This is a genomic window from Pseudomonas palmensis, assembly GCF_017848315.1.
GTDB lineage: Bacteria > Pseudomonadota > Gammaproteobacteria > Pseudomonadales > Pseudomonadaceae > Aquipseudomonas > Aquipseudomonas palmensis.
The window spans coordinates 1-18,674 of the sequence record NZ_JAFKEC010000084.1; the positions used below are offsets into that span (position 1 = coordinate 1).

At 65.4% G+C, this 18,674-nt stretch carries 15 protein-coding genes; 3 read left to right on the top strand and 12 right to left on the bottom strand.

All coding sequences use genetic code 11. The features are described 5' to 3' along the window. Together JZZ72_RS26080 and JZZ72_RS26085 are read right to left on the bottom strand one after the other, a co-directional pair. Nucleotides 1-1,240 (bottom strand): ATP-binding protein (locus JZZ72_RS26080; protein WP_210015399.1); only part of this gene is annotated, 1,240 nt, incomplete at its 3' end. 15 nt (nucleotides 1,241-1,255) lie between these two features. Next, a complete protein-coding gene (locus JZZ72_RS26085) occupies nucleotides 1,256-1,957 on the bottom strand; it encodes a response regulator transcription factor (RefSeq protein WP_058541169.1) in 702 nt (233 codons plus the stop codon). A 155-nt stretch (nucleotides 1,958-2,112) separates the two neighbouring features. Between JZZ72_RS26085 and JZZ72_RS26090 the strand changes: the two genes are divergently transcribed. Genes JZZ72_RS26090 through mobA form a run of 3 tightly spaced genes read left to right on the top strand, consistent with a single transcriptional unit; the run spans nucleotide 2,113 to nucleotide 7,070 of the window. Beyond that, nucleotides 2,113-3,291 (top strand): efflux RND transporter periplasmic adaptor subunit, encoded by a 1,179-nt coding sequence (locus JZZ72_RS26090; protein ID WP_043859688.1) that lies wholly within the window; start codon nucleotides 2,113-2,115, stop codon nucleotides 3,289-3,291. A gap of 11 nt (nucleotides 3,292-3,302) precedes the next feature. Further along, nucleotides 3,303-6,431 carry an efflux RND transporter permease subunit gene (locus tag JZZ72_RS26095; protein WP_058541170.1) on the top strand — a complete coding sequence of 1,043 codons (3,129 nt, stop codon included), beginning with the start codon at nucleotides 3,303-3,305 and terminating at the stop codon, nucleotides 6,429-6,431. A gap of 60 nt (nucleotides 6,432-6,491) precedes the next feature. Beyond that, on the top strand, nucleotides 6,492-7,070 hold the full coding sequence (mobA, locus tag JZZ72_RS26100) for a molybdenum cofactor guanylyltransferase MobA (RefSeq protein ID WP_043859686.1): 579 nt from the start codon (nucleotides 6,492-6,494) through the stop codon (nucleotides 7,068-7,070). Between the two features lie 62 nt (nucleotides 7,071-7,132). On the opposite strand, the gene JZZ72_RS26105 is transcribed toward mobA, so the two are convergent. The 10 genes from JZZ72_RS26105 to JZZ72_RS26150 form a co-directional block, all read right to left on the bottom strand. After that, on the bottom strand, nucleotides 7,133-8,713 hold the full coding sequence (locus JZZ72_RS26105) for a sensor domain-containing diguanylate cyclase (protein WP_236066340.1): 1,581 nt from the start codon (nucleotides 8,711-8,713) through the stop codon (nucleotides 7,133-7,135). A gap of 254 nt (nucleotides 8,714-8,967) precedes the next feature. After that, nucleotides 8,968-10,800, bottom strand: coding sequence for a long-chain-acyl-CoA synthetase (locus JZZ72_RS26110; RefSeq protein ID WP_043859799.1), 1,833 nt, complete (start codon nucleotides 10,798-10,800; stop codon nucleotides 8,968-8,970). Nucleotides 10,801-10,939: 139 nt separating this feature from the next. Continuing rightward, complete coding sequence (locus tag JZZ72_RS26115; protein WP_210015400.1) at nucleotides 10,940-11,602, bottom strand: iron-containing redox enzyme family protein; 663 nt, start codon at nucleotides 11,600-11,602, stop codon at nucleotides 10,940-10,942. Nucleotides 11,603-11,671: 69 nt separating this feature from the next. Then, on the bottom strand, nucleotides 11,672-12,070 hold the full coding sequence (locus JZZ72_RS26120; protein WP_043859797.1) for a nuclear transport factor 2 family protein: 399 nt from the start codon (nucleotides 12,068-12,070) through the stop codon (nucleotides 11,672-11,674). A gap of 38 nt (nucleotides 12,071-12,108) precedes the next feature. Next, entirely contained in the window at nucleotides 12,109-12,738 is a 630-nt protein-coding gene (locus tag JZZ72_RS26125) for an N-acyl amino acid synthase FeeM domain-containing protein (protein ID WP_229589306.1), read from the bottom strand. Nucleotides 12,739-13,073: 335 nt separating this feature from the next. Then, on the bottom strand, nucleotides 13,074-13,520 hold the full coding sequence (locus JZZ72_RS26130; protein ID WP_058541171.1) for an HIT family protein: 447 nt from the start codon (nucleotides 13,518-13,520) through the stop codon (nucleotides 13,074-13,076). Between the two features lie 319 nt (nucleotides 13,521-13,839). Next, a complete protein-coding gene (locus JZZ72_RS26135) occupies nucleotides 13,840-14,844 on the bottom strand; it encodes a CDP-6-deoxy-delta-3,4-glucoseen reductase (RefSeq protein ID WP_058541172.1) in 1,005 nt (334 codons plus the stop codon). 14 nt (nucleotides 14,845-14,858) lie between these two features. Continuing rightward, nucleotides 14,859-15,893 carry a 4-hydroxy-2-oxovalerate aldolase gene (dmpG, locus tag JZZ72_RS26140; protein WP_043859793.1) on the bottom strand — a complete coding sequence of 345 codons (1,035 nt, stop codon included), beginning with the start codon at nucleotides 15,891-15,893 and terminating at the stop codon, nucleotides 14,859-14,861. Between the two features lie 10 nt (nucleotides 15,894-15,903). Continuing rightward, nucleotides 15,904-16,845 (bottom strand): acetaldehyde dehydrogenase (acetylating), encoded by a 942-nt coding sequence (locus tag JZZ72_RS26145; RefSeq protein WP_043859792.1) that lies wholly within the window; start codon nucleotides 16,843-16,845, stop codon nucleotides 15,904-15,906. Beyond that, nucleotides 16,842-18,674: feruloyl-CoA synthase (locus tag JZZ72_RS26150; protein WP_210015401.1), on the bottom strand; the 1,833-nt coding region annotated here is incomplete at its 5' end. The genes JZZ72_RS26150 and JZZ72_RS26145, both read right to left, overlap by 4 nt.

Here is an 18,674-nt window from a genome sequence, read left to right on the forward strand (position 1 = left end):
CCGTCAGGGTGCCACCCTGCCCCTCGATCACCCGACGGCTGATCGCCAACCCCAGGCCAAACCCGCCCGTGGCACGGTCCCGACTGCGATCCAGGCGGTAGAACGGCTGGAAGATGCGCTCGCGCTCCTCCTGCGGAATGCCGATGCCGTCATCCTCGACGGTCAGCACGCACGCGCCCTTGGCATCCACGCTCAGGCGCAGCAGGATGCGCTGCCCGCAATAACGCATGGCGTTGCGGATCAGGTTCTGCACCGCCCGCGCCGTCAACCGCGGGTCCAGCACAAAGCGCGGCAGATCCGGCTCGGCACGCACCTCCAGGCTCACCCCGCGCCCATCCAGCTCTTCGGCATAGCTGCCCAGGATGCTGTCGACGAACTCGGGCAGCGCCACCTCCACCCGCTCGCCACCCTGGCCATTCTGCAAGCGGTTGTACGACAGCAGCTCAAGCACCAGCGCATCCAGCTCGCGCACGTGCCCCACCAGTTCCAGCAGGCGCTTGCGACTGGCCGGGGGCATTTCGTCGTACAGCAGCACCAGGCCGAAATCCAGGCGGGTCAGCGGCGTGCGCAGCTCATGCGACACCGCATTGAGCAACTCGCGCTGCTGGGTCAGCAGGCATTCGATATCCGCCGCCATGGTGTCGAACACCTTGGCCAACGCGCCGATGTTCGAGCGTGGCGAGATCAGCGTGCGCTCCGCCAGGTTGCCTTCGCCCAGGCGCTGCGCCGTGGCCTTGAGCCGCTGCAGGTCACGCCAGTGCGGGCGCACCCAGAACAGCAGGCAGCCCAGCAGCGCCGCACCGATCAGCACGGTGATGCCCCACGACAGCAGGTAGATGTCCGCCGGGTCCGGCGGGTTGCGCAGCACCACCATCCACTCGCTGTCCAGCGGCGCCAGGGCGGTTTCGTAATAGCCCCACTCCCCCAGGCGCACCACGTACTGGCCGGCCTGCAGGTGCGCCTGCTCCTCGGCGTTCAGGTCCAGGTCGGCGCGCCGGCGCAGCTCGATGCTGAGGGGGGCGAAATCGGTGTTCAGCGCCTCGGCCACCTGGGGCCAGCTGTCGCGGTGCTTGAGGTGGAACTGGTTGACGATCAGGCGCTGCACGCCCCGCGCCTGGTCCTGGTTGTAGGCGATGTAGCGGTCATGGAACACATGCAGGATCAGTTCGGGGATCAGGAAGATCGACCCGGCATACGCGACGATGGTCACCAGATACAGGCGTACCAGAATTTTCAGCATGGCCGTGGCCGCTCCTCAGAATTCCCACTCGACTCGGCTGAACAGGTAGCCCTTGCCCCACACCGTCTTGATCTTGCGCGCCTCGCCGGCGCTGTCGTCGAACTTGCGCCGCAGCTTGGATATGGCCACGTCCACCGAGCGGTCGGTGCCGTTGAACTCGATGCCGCGCAACTGCTGCAGGATGCAGTCGCGGCTGAGCACGCTGCCGGCATTGCGCGCCAGCACCACCAGCAGGTTGAACTCGCCGCTGGACAACTCCACCGTCTGGTCGCGCCACAGCACGGTGCGTTCGGCCAGGTCGATGCGCAGCCCGCCGATCACGATCAGGTCGCTCTCGAGATGCGGCTCGTTGATGCTGCTGCGCCGCAGCAGGGTCCGCACCCGCGCCAGCAGCACGCGCGGCTCGCACGGCTTGCTGACGTAGTCGTCGGCGCCCATCTCCAGGCCCAGCACCTGGTCGTGGCTGTCGTCGCGGGCGGTGAGCATGAGGATCGGCAGCAGCAGCGAGTCGGCGCGCAGCTGTCGGCACACCTGCAGGCCGTCCAGGCCCGGCAGCATCAGGTCGAGGATCACCAGGTCGGGTTTGCTGCGCCGCGCCTCTTCCAGCACGTGGTCCCCCCGCGCAATCACGCTGACGCTGAAACCATTGCGTTGCAGGTAGCTGGCGATCAGTTCGCTCAGGGCGCAGTCGTCTTCGACCAGAAGGATAGTGGGCATGGGTAGTTTGAAAGGCCGGGAAAGTCAGGCAGGATATAGCGCTTATTCGCAGGTCGCGAAATTCTTCACACTTTTTCACACTCGCCCTACATAGCTTAACAACTGCCTGTAGCGCGGCTGCCTTAGCATTGCCGGGTCATTTATGGAAGATCCGCATGCCCAGTTCAAGCCCCGTCCGTCTGCGTACCCTGGCGCCCCTGTTGCTGCTGAGCCTGGCCCTGGCCGGCTGCGACAGCAAGCCGCCCGCCGAAGAACAAGCCCCCAAGCCCGCCGTCAGCGTCGAAACCGTGCGCGAGCAACCCCTGGCCATCAGCACGGAGCTGTCGGGGCGCATCCTGGCGCCACGCATTGCCGAGGTGCGCGCGCGGGTGGCCGGGGTGGTGCTCAAGCGGGTGTACCGTGAGGGCAGCGACGTGAAACAGGGCGACGTGCTGTTTCGCATCGACCCGGCACCGTTCAAGGCCGACTACGACAGCGCCCGCGCCAACCTGGCCAAGGCCGAGGCCACGCGCTTTCAGGCGCGCCTGCAGGACCAGCGCTACGCCGAGCTGATTTCGATCGACGCGATCAGCCGCCAGGAGCATGACAACGCCCGCGCCGCCGCCATGCAGGCCGACGCCGAAGTGGCAGCGGCCAAGGCCGCGCTCGAGCGTGCGCGCCTGAACCTGGGCTATGCCACCGTGACCGCGCCGATTTCCGGGCGCGTGGGCCGTGCCCTGGTGACCGAGGGCGCGCTGGTGGGGCAGAACGAATCGACCCCGCTGGCGATCATTCAGCAGCTCGACCCGATCCATGCCGACCTGACCCAGTCGACCCGCGAGATCAACGCCCTGCGCCGTGCCCTGCGTGCCGGCGAGCTCAAGCAGGTGGGCCAGGACCAGGCCCGCGCCACGCTGATCCAGGATGACGGCACCCCTTACCCGCTGGCGGGCAAGCTGCTGTTCTCCGACATCAGCGTGGACCCGAGCACCGGCCAGATCACCCTGCGCAGCGAGTTCCCCAACCCCGACCTGGACCTGCTGCCCGGCAGCTTCATCCGCGTGCGCCTGGAACAAGCGGTGCAGCCCAAGGGCATCAGCGTGCCGCAGCAGGCCATCCTGCGTGACAGCGCGGGCCTGCCGCGGGTGCTGCTGGTGGACGCCGAGCAGCGCGTGAGCGAGCGCGCCGTGGTGCTGGGCAGCGTGCAGCAGGACCGCTGGATCGTCACCGAGGGCCTGGCCCCGGGCGATCGCATCGTCACCGAAGGCCTGCAGCACGTGAAGGTGGGTGACCAGGTGAGCGTGACCCCCGCCACCGACACGGCTGCCCCCATCGCCCAGACCACCGCCCAGTGAGGCCCTGATCCATGCCGCAGTTCTTTATTGACCGCCCGGTGTTCGCCTGGGTGGTCGCGCTGTTCATCCTGCTCGGCGGTGCGCTGGCCATCCCGCAGTTGCCGGTGGCCCAGTACCCCAACGTGGCGCCGCCACAGATCGAGGTGTACGCGGTATACCCCGGTGCCTCGGCGCAGACCATGGACGAGAGCGTGGTCAGCCTGATCGAGCAGGAGCTCAACGGCGCCGATCACCTGCTGTACTTCCAGTCCACCAGCAGCCTGGGCAGCGCCACGGTAACGGCGACCTTCCAGCCGGGCACCAACCCGGAACTGGCCCAGGTCGATGTGCAGAACCGCCTGAAGATCGTCGAGTCGCGCCTGCCGCGGGCGGTGACCCAGCAGGGCCTGCAGGTGGAGAAGATCTCCACCGGGTTCCTGATGCTGGTGACCCTGACCGCCGACGATGACCGCCTAGACGAAACCGCGCTGAGCGACTTTCTGGCGCGCAACGTGATGAACGAGGTGCGCCGCGTACCGGGCGTGGGCAAGGCGCAGCTGTATGGCTCGGAACGCGCCATGCGTATCTGGCTCGACCCGCAGAAGCTGATCGGCTTCAACCTCACCCCCGAGGATGTGAACCTTGCGATTGCCGCGCAGAACGCCCAGGTGGCCCCTGGCAGCATCGGCGACCTGCCCGGCAGCCCCACCCAGGAAATCACTGCCAACGTGCTGATCAAGGGCCAGCTGTCGACGCCCCAGGAGTTCGCCGACATCGTGCTGCGCGCCAATGCGGATGGCTCGCGGGTCACCGTGGGTGATGTGGCGCGGGTCGAGATCGGCGCCCAGGAGTACCAGTACGGCACGCGCCTGAACGGCAAGCCGTCCACCGCCTTCAGCGTGCAGCTGGCGCCCGGTGCCAACGCCATGCAGACCGCAACCCTGGTCAAGGCCAAGATGGACGAGCTGTCGCGCTACTTCCCGCCCGGGGCGGTGTACGACATCCCGTATGACACCTCGCCGTTCGTCAAGGTGTCCATCGAACAGGTGATCAACACCCTGATCGAGGCCATGGTGCTGGTGTTCCTGGTGATGTTCCTGTTCCTGCAGAACATCCGCTACACGCTGATCCCGACCCTGGTGGTGCCGGTGGCGCTGATGGGCACCTTCGCGGTGATGCTGACGCTGGGCTTCTCGATCAACGTGCTGACCCTGTTCGGCATGGTGCTGGCCATCGGCATCCTGGTGGACGACGCCATCGTGGTGGTGGAGAACGTCGAGCGGATCATGGCCGAGGAAGGCCTGCCGCCCAAGCAAGCCACGCGCAAGGCCATGCAGCAGATCAGCGGCGCCATCGTCGGCATCACCGTGGTGCTGGTGGCGGTGTTCGTGCCGATGGCGTTCATGCAGGGCTCGGTGGGGGTGATCTACCAGCAGTTCTCGGCGTCGATGGCGGTATCGATCCTGTTCTCGGCGTTCCTTGCCCTGAGCCTGACCCCAGCGTTGTGCGCCACCCTGCTCAAGCCGATCGCCAAGGGCGAACACCACGTCAAGCGCGGTTTCTTCGGCTGGTTCAACCGCAAGTTCGAAGGCATGAGCAACGGCTACCAGCGCTGGGTGATGCACGCGATCCAGCGCAGCGGCCGCTACCTGGTGGTGTATGGCCTGCTGCTGGTGGCGCTGGGCTGGACCTTCAGCCAGCTGCCCTCCTCGTTCCTGCCCACCGAAGACCAGGGCTACACCATCACCGACGTGCAGCTGCCGCCCGGCGCCAGCCGCAACCGTACCGTGCAGGTGGCCGAGCAGATCGAGGCGCACAGCGCAGGCGAACCTGGCGTGGGCAACACCACGGTGATCCTGGGCTTCAGTTTCTCGGGCAGCGGGCAGAACGCGGCGCTGGTGTTCACCACGCTCAAGGACTGGTCCGAGCGCACCGCAAAGGACAGCGCCGAGGCCATCGCCGAGCGCGCCAACATCGCCTTCAGCCAGTTCAAGAACGCGGTGGCCTATGCGGTGCTGCCGCCCTCGGTGGATGGCCTGGGCACCTCGACCGGTTTCGAGTTCCGCCTGCAGGACCGTGCCGGCGTGGGCCATGCCGGGCTGATGGCGGCGCGTGACCAGTTGCTGGCCGAGGCCGCGAAAAGCCCGGTGCTGGCCAACGTGCGCGAGAGCGCCCTGGCCGAAAGCCCGCAGGTGCAGTTGCTGATCGACCGCAAGCAGGCCAACGCGCTGGGCGTGTCGTTCGACGACATCGGCACGGTGCTCAACACGGCCATCGGCTCGACCTACGTCAACGACTTCCCCAACCAGGGCCGCATGCAGCGGGTGGTGGTGCAGGCCGAGGGCGACCAGCGCAGCCAGGTCGAGGACCTGCTCAAGATCCACGTGCGCAACACCAGCGGCAAGATGGTGCCGTTGTCGGCCTTCGCCCAGGCGCAGTGGGTATCGGGGCCGGTGCAACTGACCCGCTACAACGGCTACCCGGCCATTGCCGTGTCGGGCGAGCCGGCACCGGGCTACAGCTCGGGCGCGGCGATGGCCGAGGTGCAGCGACTGGTCGATGCCCTGCCGCTGGGCTTTGGCCTGGAATGGACCGGGCTGTCGCTGCAGGAGCAGTTGTCCGGGGCGCAGGCACCGATGCTGATGGCGCTGTCGCTGCTGGTGGTGTTTTTGTGCCTGGCGGCGCTGTACGAAAGCTGGTCGATCCCTACCTCGGTGCTGCTGGTGGTGCCGCTGGGCGTGCTCGGTGCGGTGCTGGCGGTGACCCTGCGCGACATGCCCAACGATGTGTTCTTCAAGGTCGGCCTGATCACCCTGATCGGCCTGTCGGCGAAGAACGCGATCCTGATCATCGAGTTCGCCAAGAGCCTGGTGGACGAAGGGCATGACCTGGTCGAGGCCACCGTGCAGGCCGCGCGCCTGCGCCTGCGGCCCATCGTGATGACCTCGCTGGCGTTCATCCTGGGCGTGGTGCCGCTGGCGATTGCCACCGGCGCCAGCTCGGCGAGTCAGCAGGCCATCGGCACCGGGGTGATCGGCGGCATGCTCAGCGCCACGCTGGCGATCGTGTTCGTGCCGGTGTTCTTCGTGGTGGTGATGCGCGTGACCGGCTGGCGCCGGCGTGACGCCCAGGCCGACCCTGCGGTGGTCGAACAAAGCTGATGGACAGCCGCGCGGCGGTCATGGGATGGTGCTAGCCCGCTTATGGACTGGAACCTTGCAATGACCGCCGCCGTACTTCCCCCCTGCTCCATTCTTTTGCTGGCCGGCGGCCGTGGCCAGCGCATGGGCGGGCAGGACAAGGGCCTGCTGTCCTGGCAGGGCCGCCCGCTGATCGCGCACGTGCACGCCGTGGTACGTGACCTGAGCGATGACCTGATCCTTTCCTGCAATCGCAACCAGCACGCCTATCGGGCGTTTGCCGACCAGTTGGTGGGCGATGCCGAGCCTGGGTTTCCCGGGCCGCTGGCCGGGGTGCTGGCCGGGCTTGCGGTGGCGCGGCATGCCTGGCTGGTGGTGCTGGCGTGTGATGCACCGCTGATCGAGCGCGGGTTGCTCGAGCAGTTGCTGAGCGTGGCGGTCACCGGGGACTGCGCGGCGATGGTGCGCCAGGGCCAGCAGTGGCAGCCGATGTTCTGCGTGATCCCGGTGCGCCAGCAGGCGAGCTTGCAGGCGGCATGGCAGGCCGGTGAGCGCAGCCTGCTGCGGGCGTTGCTGGAGCATCCGTTGCAGGCGGTGGAGTGTGCAGAGGAGGACCGGCGCCTGAGCAACTTCAATACGCCGCAGTGGTTGGGGCAATAAGGCTTTTGTGTCGTCTGTGAGGGCCTCTTCGCGGGCCAAGCCCGCTTCTACAGAGGCTTGCGCTACCCCTGTGGGAGCGGGCTTGACCCGCGATGGGCGGCACCGCCCCCCTCGAACACCACACACCGATTACGCCCCGCCGCCTTGGCCGCATACAGCGCCTGATCGGCCGCCGCCACCAGCGTCAGGGGCGTTTCGCCCTGCCCCGCCATGCCTGCCACGCCGATACTCACCGACACCCGCCCGAACGGGCTGCCAGCATGCACTATGTTCAGCTCGGCCAACCGCGCCAGCACCGTCTCGGCCACCACCAACGCGCCCGCCACCTCGGTATTGGGCAGCACCATCGCCAGCTCTTCCCCGCCATAACGCGCCACCACATCCGTCGGGCGGCGCACGCACTCGCGCAGCAAGGCGCTCACCGCCTTGAGGCATTCGTCACCGCCAATGTGCCCGTAGGCGTCATTGAAGCGTTTGAAATGATCGATATCGATCAGCAGCAACGCCAGCGGCTGGGCCTCGCGCTGGGCACGCCGCACTTCGCTGACCAGCACCTCGTCGAAACGCCGGCGGTTGGCCAGCCCGGTGAGCGTGTCGTGGGTGGCCAGCACCGCCAGCTGCCGGTTGGTGGCCAGCAGTTCTTCGCGCGCCACCAGCAGCTGCGCATCCATCTCGGCACGATGGCGCATGTCGCGGATCAGCAGCCGGCCAATCACCGCAATCACCCCCTGCAACGCCAGCACCAGCCCCACCGTCAGCCACGCTTCCATGCGCCAGGCGTCCAGGGCCTCGCGCTTGCCGATGGCCACGGTGGTCACCAGTGGCAGGTGCTCGTTCTTGCGAAACGCATACAGGCGCTCCACCCCATCCAGGCTCGAGGCAAACGAAGCCGTGCCCACCGAGTTTTCCACCAGGTAGCGGGTGTAGATCGGCGACCGGGAAAAGTCGCGGCCCATGTCCTGCTCGCGAAACGGGTAGCGCACCAGGATGCGCCCACTGGTGTAGGTGAGCGCGATCGCACCGTCCTTGCCCACGTCGATCTTGCCGAACAGGCGCAGAAAGTTCTCCACCCCCAGGGTCACCGCGATCACCCCGGCGAACTGCCCTCCGGGCTGCTCGAAACGCCGGCTGACGGTGATCACCCAGTCCTGGGTGGAGCGGCTGCGGATCGGCGGGCCGATGAACACCTCGCGGGACGGGTTGTCGCGATGGTGGATGAAGAACTCGCGGTCGGCGCTGTTCGCACCGTCCGGAATCGGGCCGTTGGTCGACATCAGCCATTCGCCCGTCGGGCCATAGATGGTCAGCCCATGCAGTTGCGTCAGCAGTTCGTTCTGCTCCTCCACCAGCCCGGCCAGGCGCGCCAGTTGCTGCGGCCCGCCGCCATCGACTTCGAGCCGCTCGCTCAGGCCCAGCAGCATCATCGAACTCTGGCGGATGATGCCCTCGGCATAGGTGTCCAGTGCCTGGGTCAGGTTGAGGCTGTGTACCTGAACCTCGTTCAGCGCGCGCTGACGTGCAGCCCATATCTTCCAGGCCGTCAGCGATGCCAGCGATACGCAGATCACCAGCAACAGCAGCACGGCCAGGCGCACGTCACGCTTGTGCGGCAGCGGCACCGGCAGTAAGGGGGTCGACATCATGAAACGCTCCTGCGATGCCACAACTGAAGGCATCCTGCCATCAGCTGTACTCCGGAATGCCCTGTACCGCAAGGGGCAGAGCATCAGGCGCGCAATCAAGCGGTGGGGGTCACGACGGGCTGCTGCAGGATCCGGCAGGCAGAAGTTGCAGGGCAGTGAAGCTGAAAGTGGGACGCAAGGCCGCCCGCTCCAGTGAGCAGCCTTGCGCATGCATGCAGGCAGGCCTTGCGGTGCGCCGCTGGCGCGGTCGCCCTTCAGTAGCGGAACTTGCCGCCATGAATGTCCTGCAGCACCTGATCGGTCACCCGCACGTAGGTTTCGGTGCCCGGCAGCCAGGCATACACCGGGTCTTCGCCGGTCTGGCTGGGGTCGAAGGCTTCGCTTCTGAGCTTGGTCTTCTGGTACTTGAAGGTGCCGGTGGTTTCCATGCAGGTCTTGACGCGCAAGAACATCGGCACCGCGTAGTGAGGCATCTGGCTCTTGACGAAGCGCAGCAGGTCGCAGAAATCCAGCTGCTCCAGCGGCGCCGACGGGGTGATGGCGGCCATCCCGGCGCGACCGTTGGTGTTCTTGATTTCCACCCCGTAGGCCACGGCTTCGGCAATGTGGGGGTGCTGCACCATGATGTTCTCGACTTCGGTGGTGGAGACGTTCTCGCCCTTCCAGCGGAAGGTGTCCCCCAGGCGGTCGACGAACTGGGCATGGCCAAAGCCGATATCGCGAATCAGGTCGCCGCTGTTGAAGTAGCGGTCGCCCTTTTCGAACACGTCGTAGAGCACCACCTTCTTGCTCTTCTCCGGGTCGGTGTAGCCATCGAACGGGGCGTCGTCGTCGATCTTGGCCAGCAACAGGCCCTGACCGCCCTTGCCGACCTTCTGCATGAATCCGTCGGCGTTGCGCCGCGGTTCGCCGGTGTCGTGTTCGTACTCCACCAGCGACCAGGCGTTGATGGCAAAGCCGATGGTGTTCTCGAAATTGAGGATGTTGGTAAAGCCGATGTTGCCGTCACTGGCGGCGTAGAACTCGCAGACCCGCTCGATGTTGAAGCGTTTCTTGAAGTCGAGCCACACGCCCGGACGCAGGCCGTTGCCGATCATCTTCACCACCGGGTTGTCGCCATCGTTGCCGGCCGCAGGCTGATCGATCAGGTAGCGGCACAGTTCACCGACGTAGCAGATGGTGGTGGCCTTGAATTTGCGCGTGTCTTCCCAGAACTGGCTGGCGCTGAACTTGCGGCGGATGGCGAAGCCCGAGGCACCGGCCAATGCCGAACCCCAGCTCACGCACAGGCCGGTGCCGTGATACAGCGGCAAGGTGCAATAGACGATGTCATCGGGGCGCATGTCCAGGGCGATCATGCCGAAGCTGCCGTAGACCTTCATCCAGCGCCCATGCTTGAACACCCCGGCCTTGGGCAGGCCGGTGGTGCCGGAGGTATAGATGTAGAAGCAGGCGTCGTCGAGGTAGACCTGCTGGGTAGTCGCCGGATTGGCCGTAGCGTGCCCCTGACTGGCAAGGGTCAGGTTGACGTAGCCCTCGGGGGCGGTGCCGGCATCGCGCGTGGTGTCGGTGTCGGCCAGGAAAAAGGTGCGCTGCCTGTCGATGGCCACCTCGTCGCGCACCGCCTCGAACGATGGCACCAGCTCCTGGCCGACGATGATCGCCGACGGGTTGACCAGGCCCAGGCTGTGGATCAGCACGTTGTTGGTCTGCGAGGTGTTGAGCATGGCGCAGATGCCGCCGATCTTGCTCACGGCCAGTACGCTGACCAGCAATTCGGGGCGGTTCTCGATGAAGATGCCTACCACATCGCCTTTTTTCAGGCCACGGGCCAGCAGGTAGTGGGCGAAACGGTTGGCCCACTGGTTGACCTGTTCGTAACTGAAGCGCGTGTCCTTGTAGAGCAGCGCCGGCCCTTGAGGGTTGCGCGCAACCGCCTGTTCGAAGGCCCAGCCCAGGCCACAGGGCTGATCGGCCTTGAGTTTGGAAACCTTGAGGCCCCTGACGAGCCGAGGAATGGCCCGAGTGATCGAGGGAATTTTGCGCAGCATCATGCCCCAGGTAATCATGTCGCTATTACTACTCATGGCACCTCCTGGTGGATTGACCGTGGCCGCCAGGCGGTTCGACAAACGCCATGACCAGCCAATCGTTTTTATTGTTGTGCACGCCATGTGAAAAAGTCCTCGCGCAGCGGGGTGCGCGAGGACGCCTGGTGCCGATCAATCAGAACTCGTCGGCGACCGACTCGAGGATCTTGCCCATCAGGTAGACCGTGGTGCGGGCCACTTGCTTGACCGCCTCTTTTTCTTCGTCGGTCACGACCCAGCGGTCGATGGCGGCGTTGACCTGCTCGGAGTGCTTCTCGTCGATGATCGCGTGGGCGACGAAGAAGGTCAGTTGCTGGTCGGTCAGCTTGAGATGGTTCTTGCACACGTCCATCAGGGGTTCGAGGTGCTCATAGCAGTCCTCGGCCCAGAAGCTGTAGCCCAGGCGCGGAATGATGCCGCGGCATACGGAAACGAAGTCCAGGTAGCCGTAGAACGCCTCGGTGGCCGGCAGCATCGGTTTCTCGAACTCCGACGGGTCCACGCCAATGGCGATCAGGTCGTTGTTCGCCATGTTTTCATGGCCCAGTTCTTCCAGCGCATGCTTCATCGCGAAACGCAGCAGGCCTACCTTCTTGTGGTCCTGGTTCCAGCACGCCACCGCCTGGTTGATCGCGTTGTTCTTGGTGTAGTGGTACACCTGGACAATCGACTTGATATACAGCTCACGCTGCAGTTCGGGACGCTTCATCATCTGGAAGAAACGGCCGGCCTTGATCTTTTCCCATTCGGCGTCACAGATGGCTTTGAGCTCTTTGCGAAACGCGGTCACTTCAGTCATTTCACTCTCTTCCTTGGCGTGTTGATAAATCGTTCATGACACGTGTTATACGGTCAGGCGAATACAGCGTTACAGGCGCAGCACGGACTTGATGATGTAGATGAACTTGGAAAAGAAGCCCAGGCCTTCGATAGTGTCCCAGTGTTCCATCAGCACACCATTTTCAACACGGTAGATATCGATCACCTTGTAGTTCACCGTGAAGAACCTGTGCTTGGCCCAGTGCTTGGCATACAGGAAGACATAATCGCCTTCGGCGCAGACCCGCTCGATACTGGTACCCGACTCGGGGAACGTCTTGAAGAACTGCGTGAAGTAGGTCTTGAAGCCTTCGCGGCGCGGGGGAATGAACACGTTGTTGTGCTGCACGTAGTCCTCGGCAATCAAGGTATCGGCAACCGCCAGTTCACGCTGACCAAACATGCGCTCGTAAAACTCGATGACCACTTCTTTGTTCCTGGCTTCCATCTTGGATCAACCTCAATGTTGTCGTTATTGTGTGATGCTTATCCCGCCAGTGACTGCCTCGCGTGACGGGCGGCCAAGGTATGGCGAATCAGGTCATCGACGTCCTTCAGGTCTGCCGGGCAGCTGGGCAGGCCGAAGAAGGGCGTCACCGACGGCATCAGATCGCCCTTGTACAGGGCGTAGTAATGATCGCCACGGGCCTTGATCTGGAAGAAGATGCCGTCCTGGTCGAACACGAAGCTGTCGAACTTCGGCGCCAGCCGTGGCTTCACATAGGTGATGAACGTCTTGTAGCCGCCTTGCAGGGCCACCAGCGAGGCACCGGTCATGGCCAGCCCGTTGACCACGTTCTTGACCGGGGCATGCTTGTCGACGATCAGGCGCGAAAGTTCGACGCACTCGTGCTCGTAGTTGGGCCCGGAGAACTGCACCAGTTGTTCATGGCTGATGAACTCACCCGACTCGTGAGGGAACGGCGTAATACGCTGAGTGCCGATGATTTCACCATCATGATAAAAGGCAAACACATAGGAACGCGGGTCGTATTCATCCAGGCACACGGTATTGTCGACCGAGTTGCCAAACAGCGTCTTGTAATAGATCTTGCGCTGCCCATACAACCGGCTACGGGCACGAGAAAGTTCGATGAATTGCGCAGGCGTTACCACCTGCCTGACCTTTACCTTGTCAGACTGGCACAACTCCTGGAGGACTGAATCATAGAAACTGTAGATGGCCGAACCGGCGGAATCATCCTTTACCAACTGCATACTTGCCGAAGGCAAGTCAGCCTTGTTACTGGCGAGTGACGGCATGAGAAATCCCTTCTTATTGTGATCTGTAGTATTCAACTCAGCCCAGCGCACGACTTAAGTTTCCACAGGACAATACATAGCTTCGCCTCCTTGCGTAGATAGCCATAGGTTGTTGATTTACGGGCTGCGCACAGCCAGACACTCACCCGCTAGTGGCGGGCGTGCCGTTGAACCAGAGCGAGGTGCAGTCAGTTCGGTGGTAGCGAGGCCAAGGCTCGGCAGATCTGCTCGGCGCGCTCGCCCAGCACCTGTGGCGTGGCGATCGGGAGGTCCGCATGACCCAGGTTGAAACCGTCACCGACAAAGCGGGCCAGCACATGCAGGTGCGCGTGACCTACGGTCTGCCCGGCCACTGCGCCATCGCACAGCAGCAGGTTGATACCTTCACAGGGCTGTTCTTCGAGGCTCAGGCCGCTTTCACGCAGGGCGGCCGCCATCCGTTGACCCACACGCATCATGTGGCCACAGGTTTGAGGAGGGATATCACCCAGGCCGCTTGCGTGGGCCTTGGGAATGACCAGGACATGGCCAGGAGTGATCGGCTGAATCGAGAGAAAGGCCAGGCACTGCTCGTCTTCGTAGACAACGGCAGCCGGTGCTTCTTTCTTGGCGATTGCACAGAAAATGCAGTTCACGGATAGCTCCCTCTATTGTTGTAGGTGCAACCCCGGTGGAGGCATGAAGATCCGGGATGCTACAGGCTGCATTCCATTGCAGAGTTGACCGCGCAGCTTGTAGGAGAAATTACCCCTGGCCTTCCTCAGCTGTACACGGGAGTTTTGAAATTTTTTGTATCTGAATCCCGTAAATTTCCTAATGGGTTGATTTGAATGGGTTTTCCCAAGGTAACTTTTTGTATCCGGGCTGCATGGGTGCGTCACCGGCCAGGGCCCTGAGGGCCGAGGACGGTGACGCCATCACTCACCCGCTGTGCGTGGGCTCGCCCGGCCTGAGCTACACGAACGCATCGGCATGAAAATGCGCGGGCTCCAGCCCCCGCTGCTCGACGAAATCGCGTCGCGCCGAGTCGACCACGATCGGCGCGCCGCAGGCATAGACCTCGAAGTCCTTGAGGCTATGGAAGTCCTGCAGCACCTGGCGGTGCACGAAGCCGGTGGCGCCCTGCCAGTCGCAGGCCGGGCCCGGCTCGGACAGCACCGGGGTGTAGCGCAGCCACGGCAACTGCGCCTCCCAGGCCAGCAGCTGTTCATGCCGGTAGAGGTCCTCACGGCGCCGCCCGCCCCAGTACAGGTACACCGGGCGGCGGTTGTCGCCGCGCTCGCGCAGTTGCTCGAGCAGCGCCTGCACAGGGGCAAAGCCGGTGCCGCTGGCCAGCAATACCATCGGCCGTTGGCTGTCGCGCAGGTAGAACGAACCGAACGGCCCCTCCATGCGCAGGATCGCCCTGGGCTGCAACGCATTGAACACATGCCCGCTGAACACCCCGCCCGGCATGTGCCGGATGTGCAGTTCAAGCTGGTTGTCGCGCGCCGTTGCGGTGGCCATCGAGTAGCTGCGCCGGCTACCGTCCTTGAGCAGCACCTGCACGTACTGCCCCGGCAGGTAGGCGAATGCGGCGCCCGGCGCGAGCATCAGGCGCAGCACCGCCACGTCGTGGCTGACCTTGTCTAGGCTGGCCACGCGCACGCCCATCTGCTGGATGCCGATGCCGCGCAGCTCGGTGACTTCCGGCGCGTCGATGACCAGGTCGGAACGTGCCCTGGCGCAGCAGAACAGCGCCAGGCCCTGGGCCCGCTCGGCTTCGCTGAGCACTGCCAGCGGGCTGTCGGCGTGGTCCACCTCGCCGCTGAGCACCTGGCCCTTGCAACTGCCACAGGTGCCGGTGCGGCAGCTGTGCTTGAGCATCAGGCCATCGGCCAGGGCAGCGTCGAGCACGCTCTGCCCGGCGTTGACCGGGCAGCTCAGGCCGACCGGCTGGATCTGCAGGGTGAAGCTCATGTGCGTACCCTCCGTCACTGCGCGCGTCCGGCGGCGGCCAGCAGGTCCAGCGCCACGTCGACGATCATGTCCTCCTGGCCGCCGACCATGCGCCGCTTGCCCAGCTCGACCAGGATGTCGACGGTTTTCAGGCCATAGCGCGCCGCGGCGATTTCGGCGTGGCGCAGGAAGCTGGAGTAGACCCCGGCATAGCCCAGCGCCAGCGATTCGCGGTCGACCCGCACAGGGCGGTCCTGCAACGGGCGCACGATGTCGTCGGCTGCATCCATCAGCGTGTAGAGGTCGGTGCCGTGGTTCCAGCCCAGGCGCTCGGCGGCGGCGATGAACACTTCCAGGGGCGCGTTGCCGGCGCCCGCGCCCATGCCGGCCAGGCTCGCATCGATGCGATCGCACCCCTCCTCCACCGCGGTGATCGAGTTGGCGACCCCGAGGCTGAGGTTGTGGTGGGCATGCATGCCGGTTTCGGTCTCGGGCTTGAGCACGGCCTTGAACGCGCGAAAGCGATCACGCACGTCCTGCATGTTCATCGCCCCACCGGAGTCGGCCATGTACACGCAGGTGGCGCCATAGCTTTCCATCAGCTTGGCCTGGGCGGCCAGCTGCTCGGCCGGGATCATGTGGCTCATCATCAGAAAGCCCACGGTGTCCATGCCCAGCGCGCGCGCATATTCGATGTGCTGGCGGGCCACGTCGGCCTCGGTGCAGTGGGTGGCCACGCGCACCACGCGGGCGCCGGCGTCATATGCGGCCTTGAGGTCGTGCACCGTGCCGATGCCGGGCAGCAGCAGGGTGGTGATCCTGGCGTGGCTGATCACGTCGGCCACGGCCTCGATCCACTCCAGGTCGGTGTGGGCGGCAAACCCGTAGTTGAAGCTGGAGCCCTGCAGGCCATCGCCGTGGGCCACTTCGATGGAATCGACCCTGGCCTTGTCCAGCGCACGGGCTATGTCCTGCACGTTCTGCAGCGAGTACTGGTGGCGCACCGCGTGGCTGCCGTCGCGCAGGGTCACGTCGCTGATGTAGAGCTTCTTGGCGGGATTGAACGTCATGCGGGCATCCTCAGTTGTGCGCCATGGCCTGGGCCATGCGCTCGGCGGTCGCCATCGCGGCGGACGTCATGATGTCGAGATTGCCGGCGTAGGCCGGCAGGTAGTGGGCGGCGCCTTCGACTTCGAGAAACACCGAGGTCTTGAGCCCGCTGAAGCGGCCCAGGCCCGGGATCAACAGCGGCGCCTGGGGCTCGATCACCTCGAACTGCACCTGCTGCTTGAGCCGGTAGCCGGGCACGTAGGCCTGCACCGCCTGGGCCATCTCGTGGATGGAGGCCTGCACGCGGGCCTGCTCGCAGGCTTCGGAGAGCACGAACACGGTGTCGCGCATGATCAGCGGCGGCTCGGCCGGGTTCATCACGATGATCGCCTTGCCCCTGGCTGCACCGCCGATGGCTTCGATGGCCTTGGAGGTGGTTTCGGTGAACTCGTCGATGTTGGCGCGGGTGCCGGGGCCGGCGGACTTGCTGGCAATCGAGGCGACGATTTCGGCGTAGTGCACCTTGGCCACCCGCGACACCGCGGCCACCATCGGGATGGTCGCCTGGCCGCCGCAGGTGACCATGTTGACGTTCAACTGCGCCAGGTTCTGCTCCAGGTTCACCACCGGCACGCAGTACGGGCCGATGGCTGCCGGGGTCAGGTCGATCAGGCGGATGCCGGGCTTGCGTGCGCGCAGGTAGGCGTCGTTGCGTACATGGGCGCCGGCCGAGGTGGCATCGAACACGAAGTCGATATCGGCGAACTCGGGCATGCGCGCCAGGCCCTCGACCCCTTCGTGGGTGGTGGCCACACCCAGGCGGCGGGCGCGTTCCAGTCCGTCGGAGGCCGGGTCGATGCCGACCATCACGGCCATTTTCAGGTGCTTGCCGTGGCGCAGCAGCTTGATCATCAGGTCGGTGCCGATGTTGCCGGAGCCGATGATGGCGACATTGAATTTTGCAGGGTTCATACGGCTTCTCCATAGACTTCGGCGAGGAGGATGACGCTCGGGTCGAGGCTGTCGGCGTACAGGCGCTGCACGGCCTCGGCGCGCAGGCTCAAGGCGGTGCGCTGGTTGATGTAGCCCTTGTCGGTGATCTCGCCGTCGTTGAGGCTGGGCGGCGAATCGAGGATCACCAGGCGCACGGCATGCTGGGACGAGGCCGGGTATTCCCGGGCCAGTGCCTGCAGGCCCGCGCACAGCGCCAGGCGCACCTCGGGCTGCAGCGCCAGCTGTGCACCGCTCATGTGCTGGCCCTCGGCGCCGAGCAGGTCGCGCAGGGCCTGGGACGGGTAGACCAGCGCGCCGATCATGTCGCGGTCATGCCCGCCGATCACGCAGTCGCTGGCATACGGCGCCAGCGCGCTGACCAGGCGTGGGCGCAGCGTGCCCACCGACACCCAGGTGCCGCTGCTGAGCTTGAAGTCCTCGGTCACACGGCCGTCGAACTGCACGCCCAGCTCGGGGCGCGCCGGGTCGACCAGGCGCCCGGCGTCGCCGATGCGGTAGAAGCCCTCTTCATCGAACGCCGCCAGGGTGCTGGCCGGGTCGCCCAGGTAGCGCGGGAACACCGAGGGGCCGCGCACGCGCATCTCCAGCTTGTCGCCGGCCGGCACGAACTTGAGCTCGGTGCCCGGTACCGGCAGGCCGATGATGCCGGCCTTGTCGGCGGCAAAATGCACGCTGGTGACCACCGGCGAGGTTTCGGTGGAGCCCCATTCGGTGGCGAAGAACAGCGGCGTGTCGCGCACCTTCCCGGCACACGCCACCAGCCGGCTCCAGCTGCTTTGCGGCAGGGCGGCAGCGGCATAGAACAGCATGCGCAGGCGCCCGAACAGGGCCTGGGCCAGCGCCGGGTCGCGCTCCAGGTGCGGCAGCAGCATCTCGTAGCCGCGCGGCACGTTGAAGAACAGCGTGGGCCTGACCGAGCGGATGTTCTCCAGCGTGCGGTCGATCTGCCCCGGCACCGGCAGGCCGTCGTCGATGTACAGGGTGCCGCCGTTGCGCAGCACCAGGTTGAAGTTGTGGTTGGCGCCGAACACGTGGCTCCAGGGCAGCCAGTCGAGCACGATCAGTTCGCCCTGCTCCAGAAAGCGCCAGCACTGGGCAATCGCCTGCTGGTTGGCGCAGAGCATGCCGTGGGTGTTGACCACGGCCTTGGGCGCACCGGTGGAGCCGGAGGTCATCAGGTAGCGCGCCGGGGTGTCGCCATCCAGGCGCGCGAAGGCGGCCATCACCGCCGGGGTCTCGCCCTTGTACAGGTGCGGCAGGGCCAGCGCACCGGGGATTTCCTGGGCGTTGCGCGCCGCCACCACCGGGCAGTCCGGGTCGACCAGGGCGATGGCGCGGCCATAGGCATCGCCGTCGTTGACGAAGATCAGCCCCGGCTTGAGCACCTCGACAATCGCCTTGAGCTTGGCGCAGCCGCTGCCGGTATTGCGCGAGTAGGCCACCGAGATGGTCGACACCGGGATGCCCACGTGCATCGCCGCCAGGGTCAGCAGCGCCTGGTCCAGGTCGTTTTCCGAGAGCATCAGCAGCGGCCGGCCGGCTGCGATGTCCAGTTCCAGCAGGCCCTGGGCCAGGGCGCCGACGCGCTGGCGCACCTGCTCGTAGGTCAGGCTGAACCAGCCCGCGCCGCGCCGTTCGGCCAGGTAGGCACGCTGCGGCGCCTGCTCGGCCCAGTGTTCCAGCCACTGGCCGATGCAGCGCGCATAGGGTTGCAGCGGCTCGGGCGAGCTGAGCACGAAGCTGCCGTCGGCACGCGGTTCGTACAGCACCTGGGCGGGGGCCAGCTG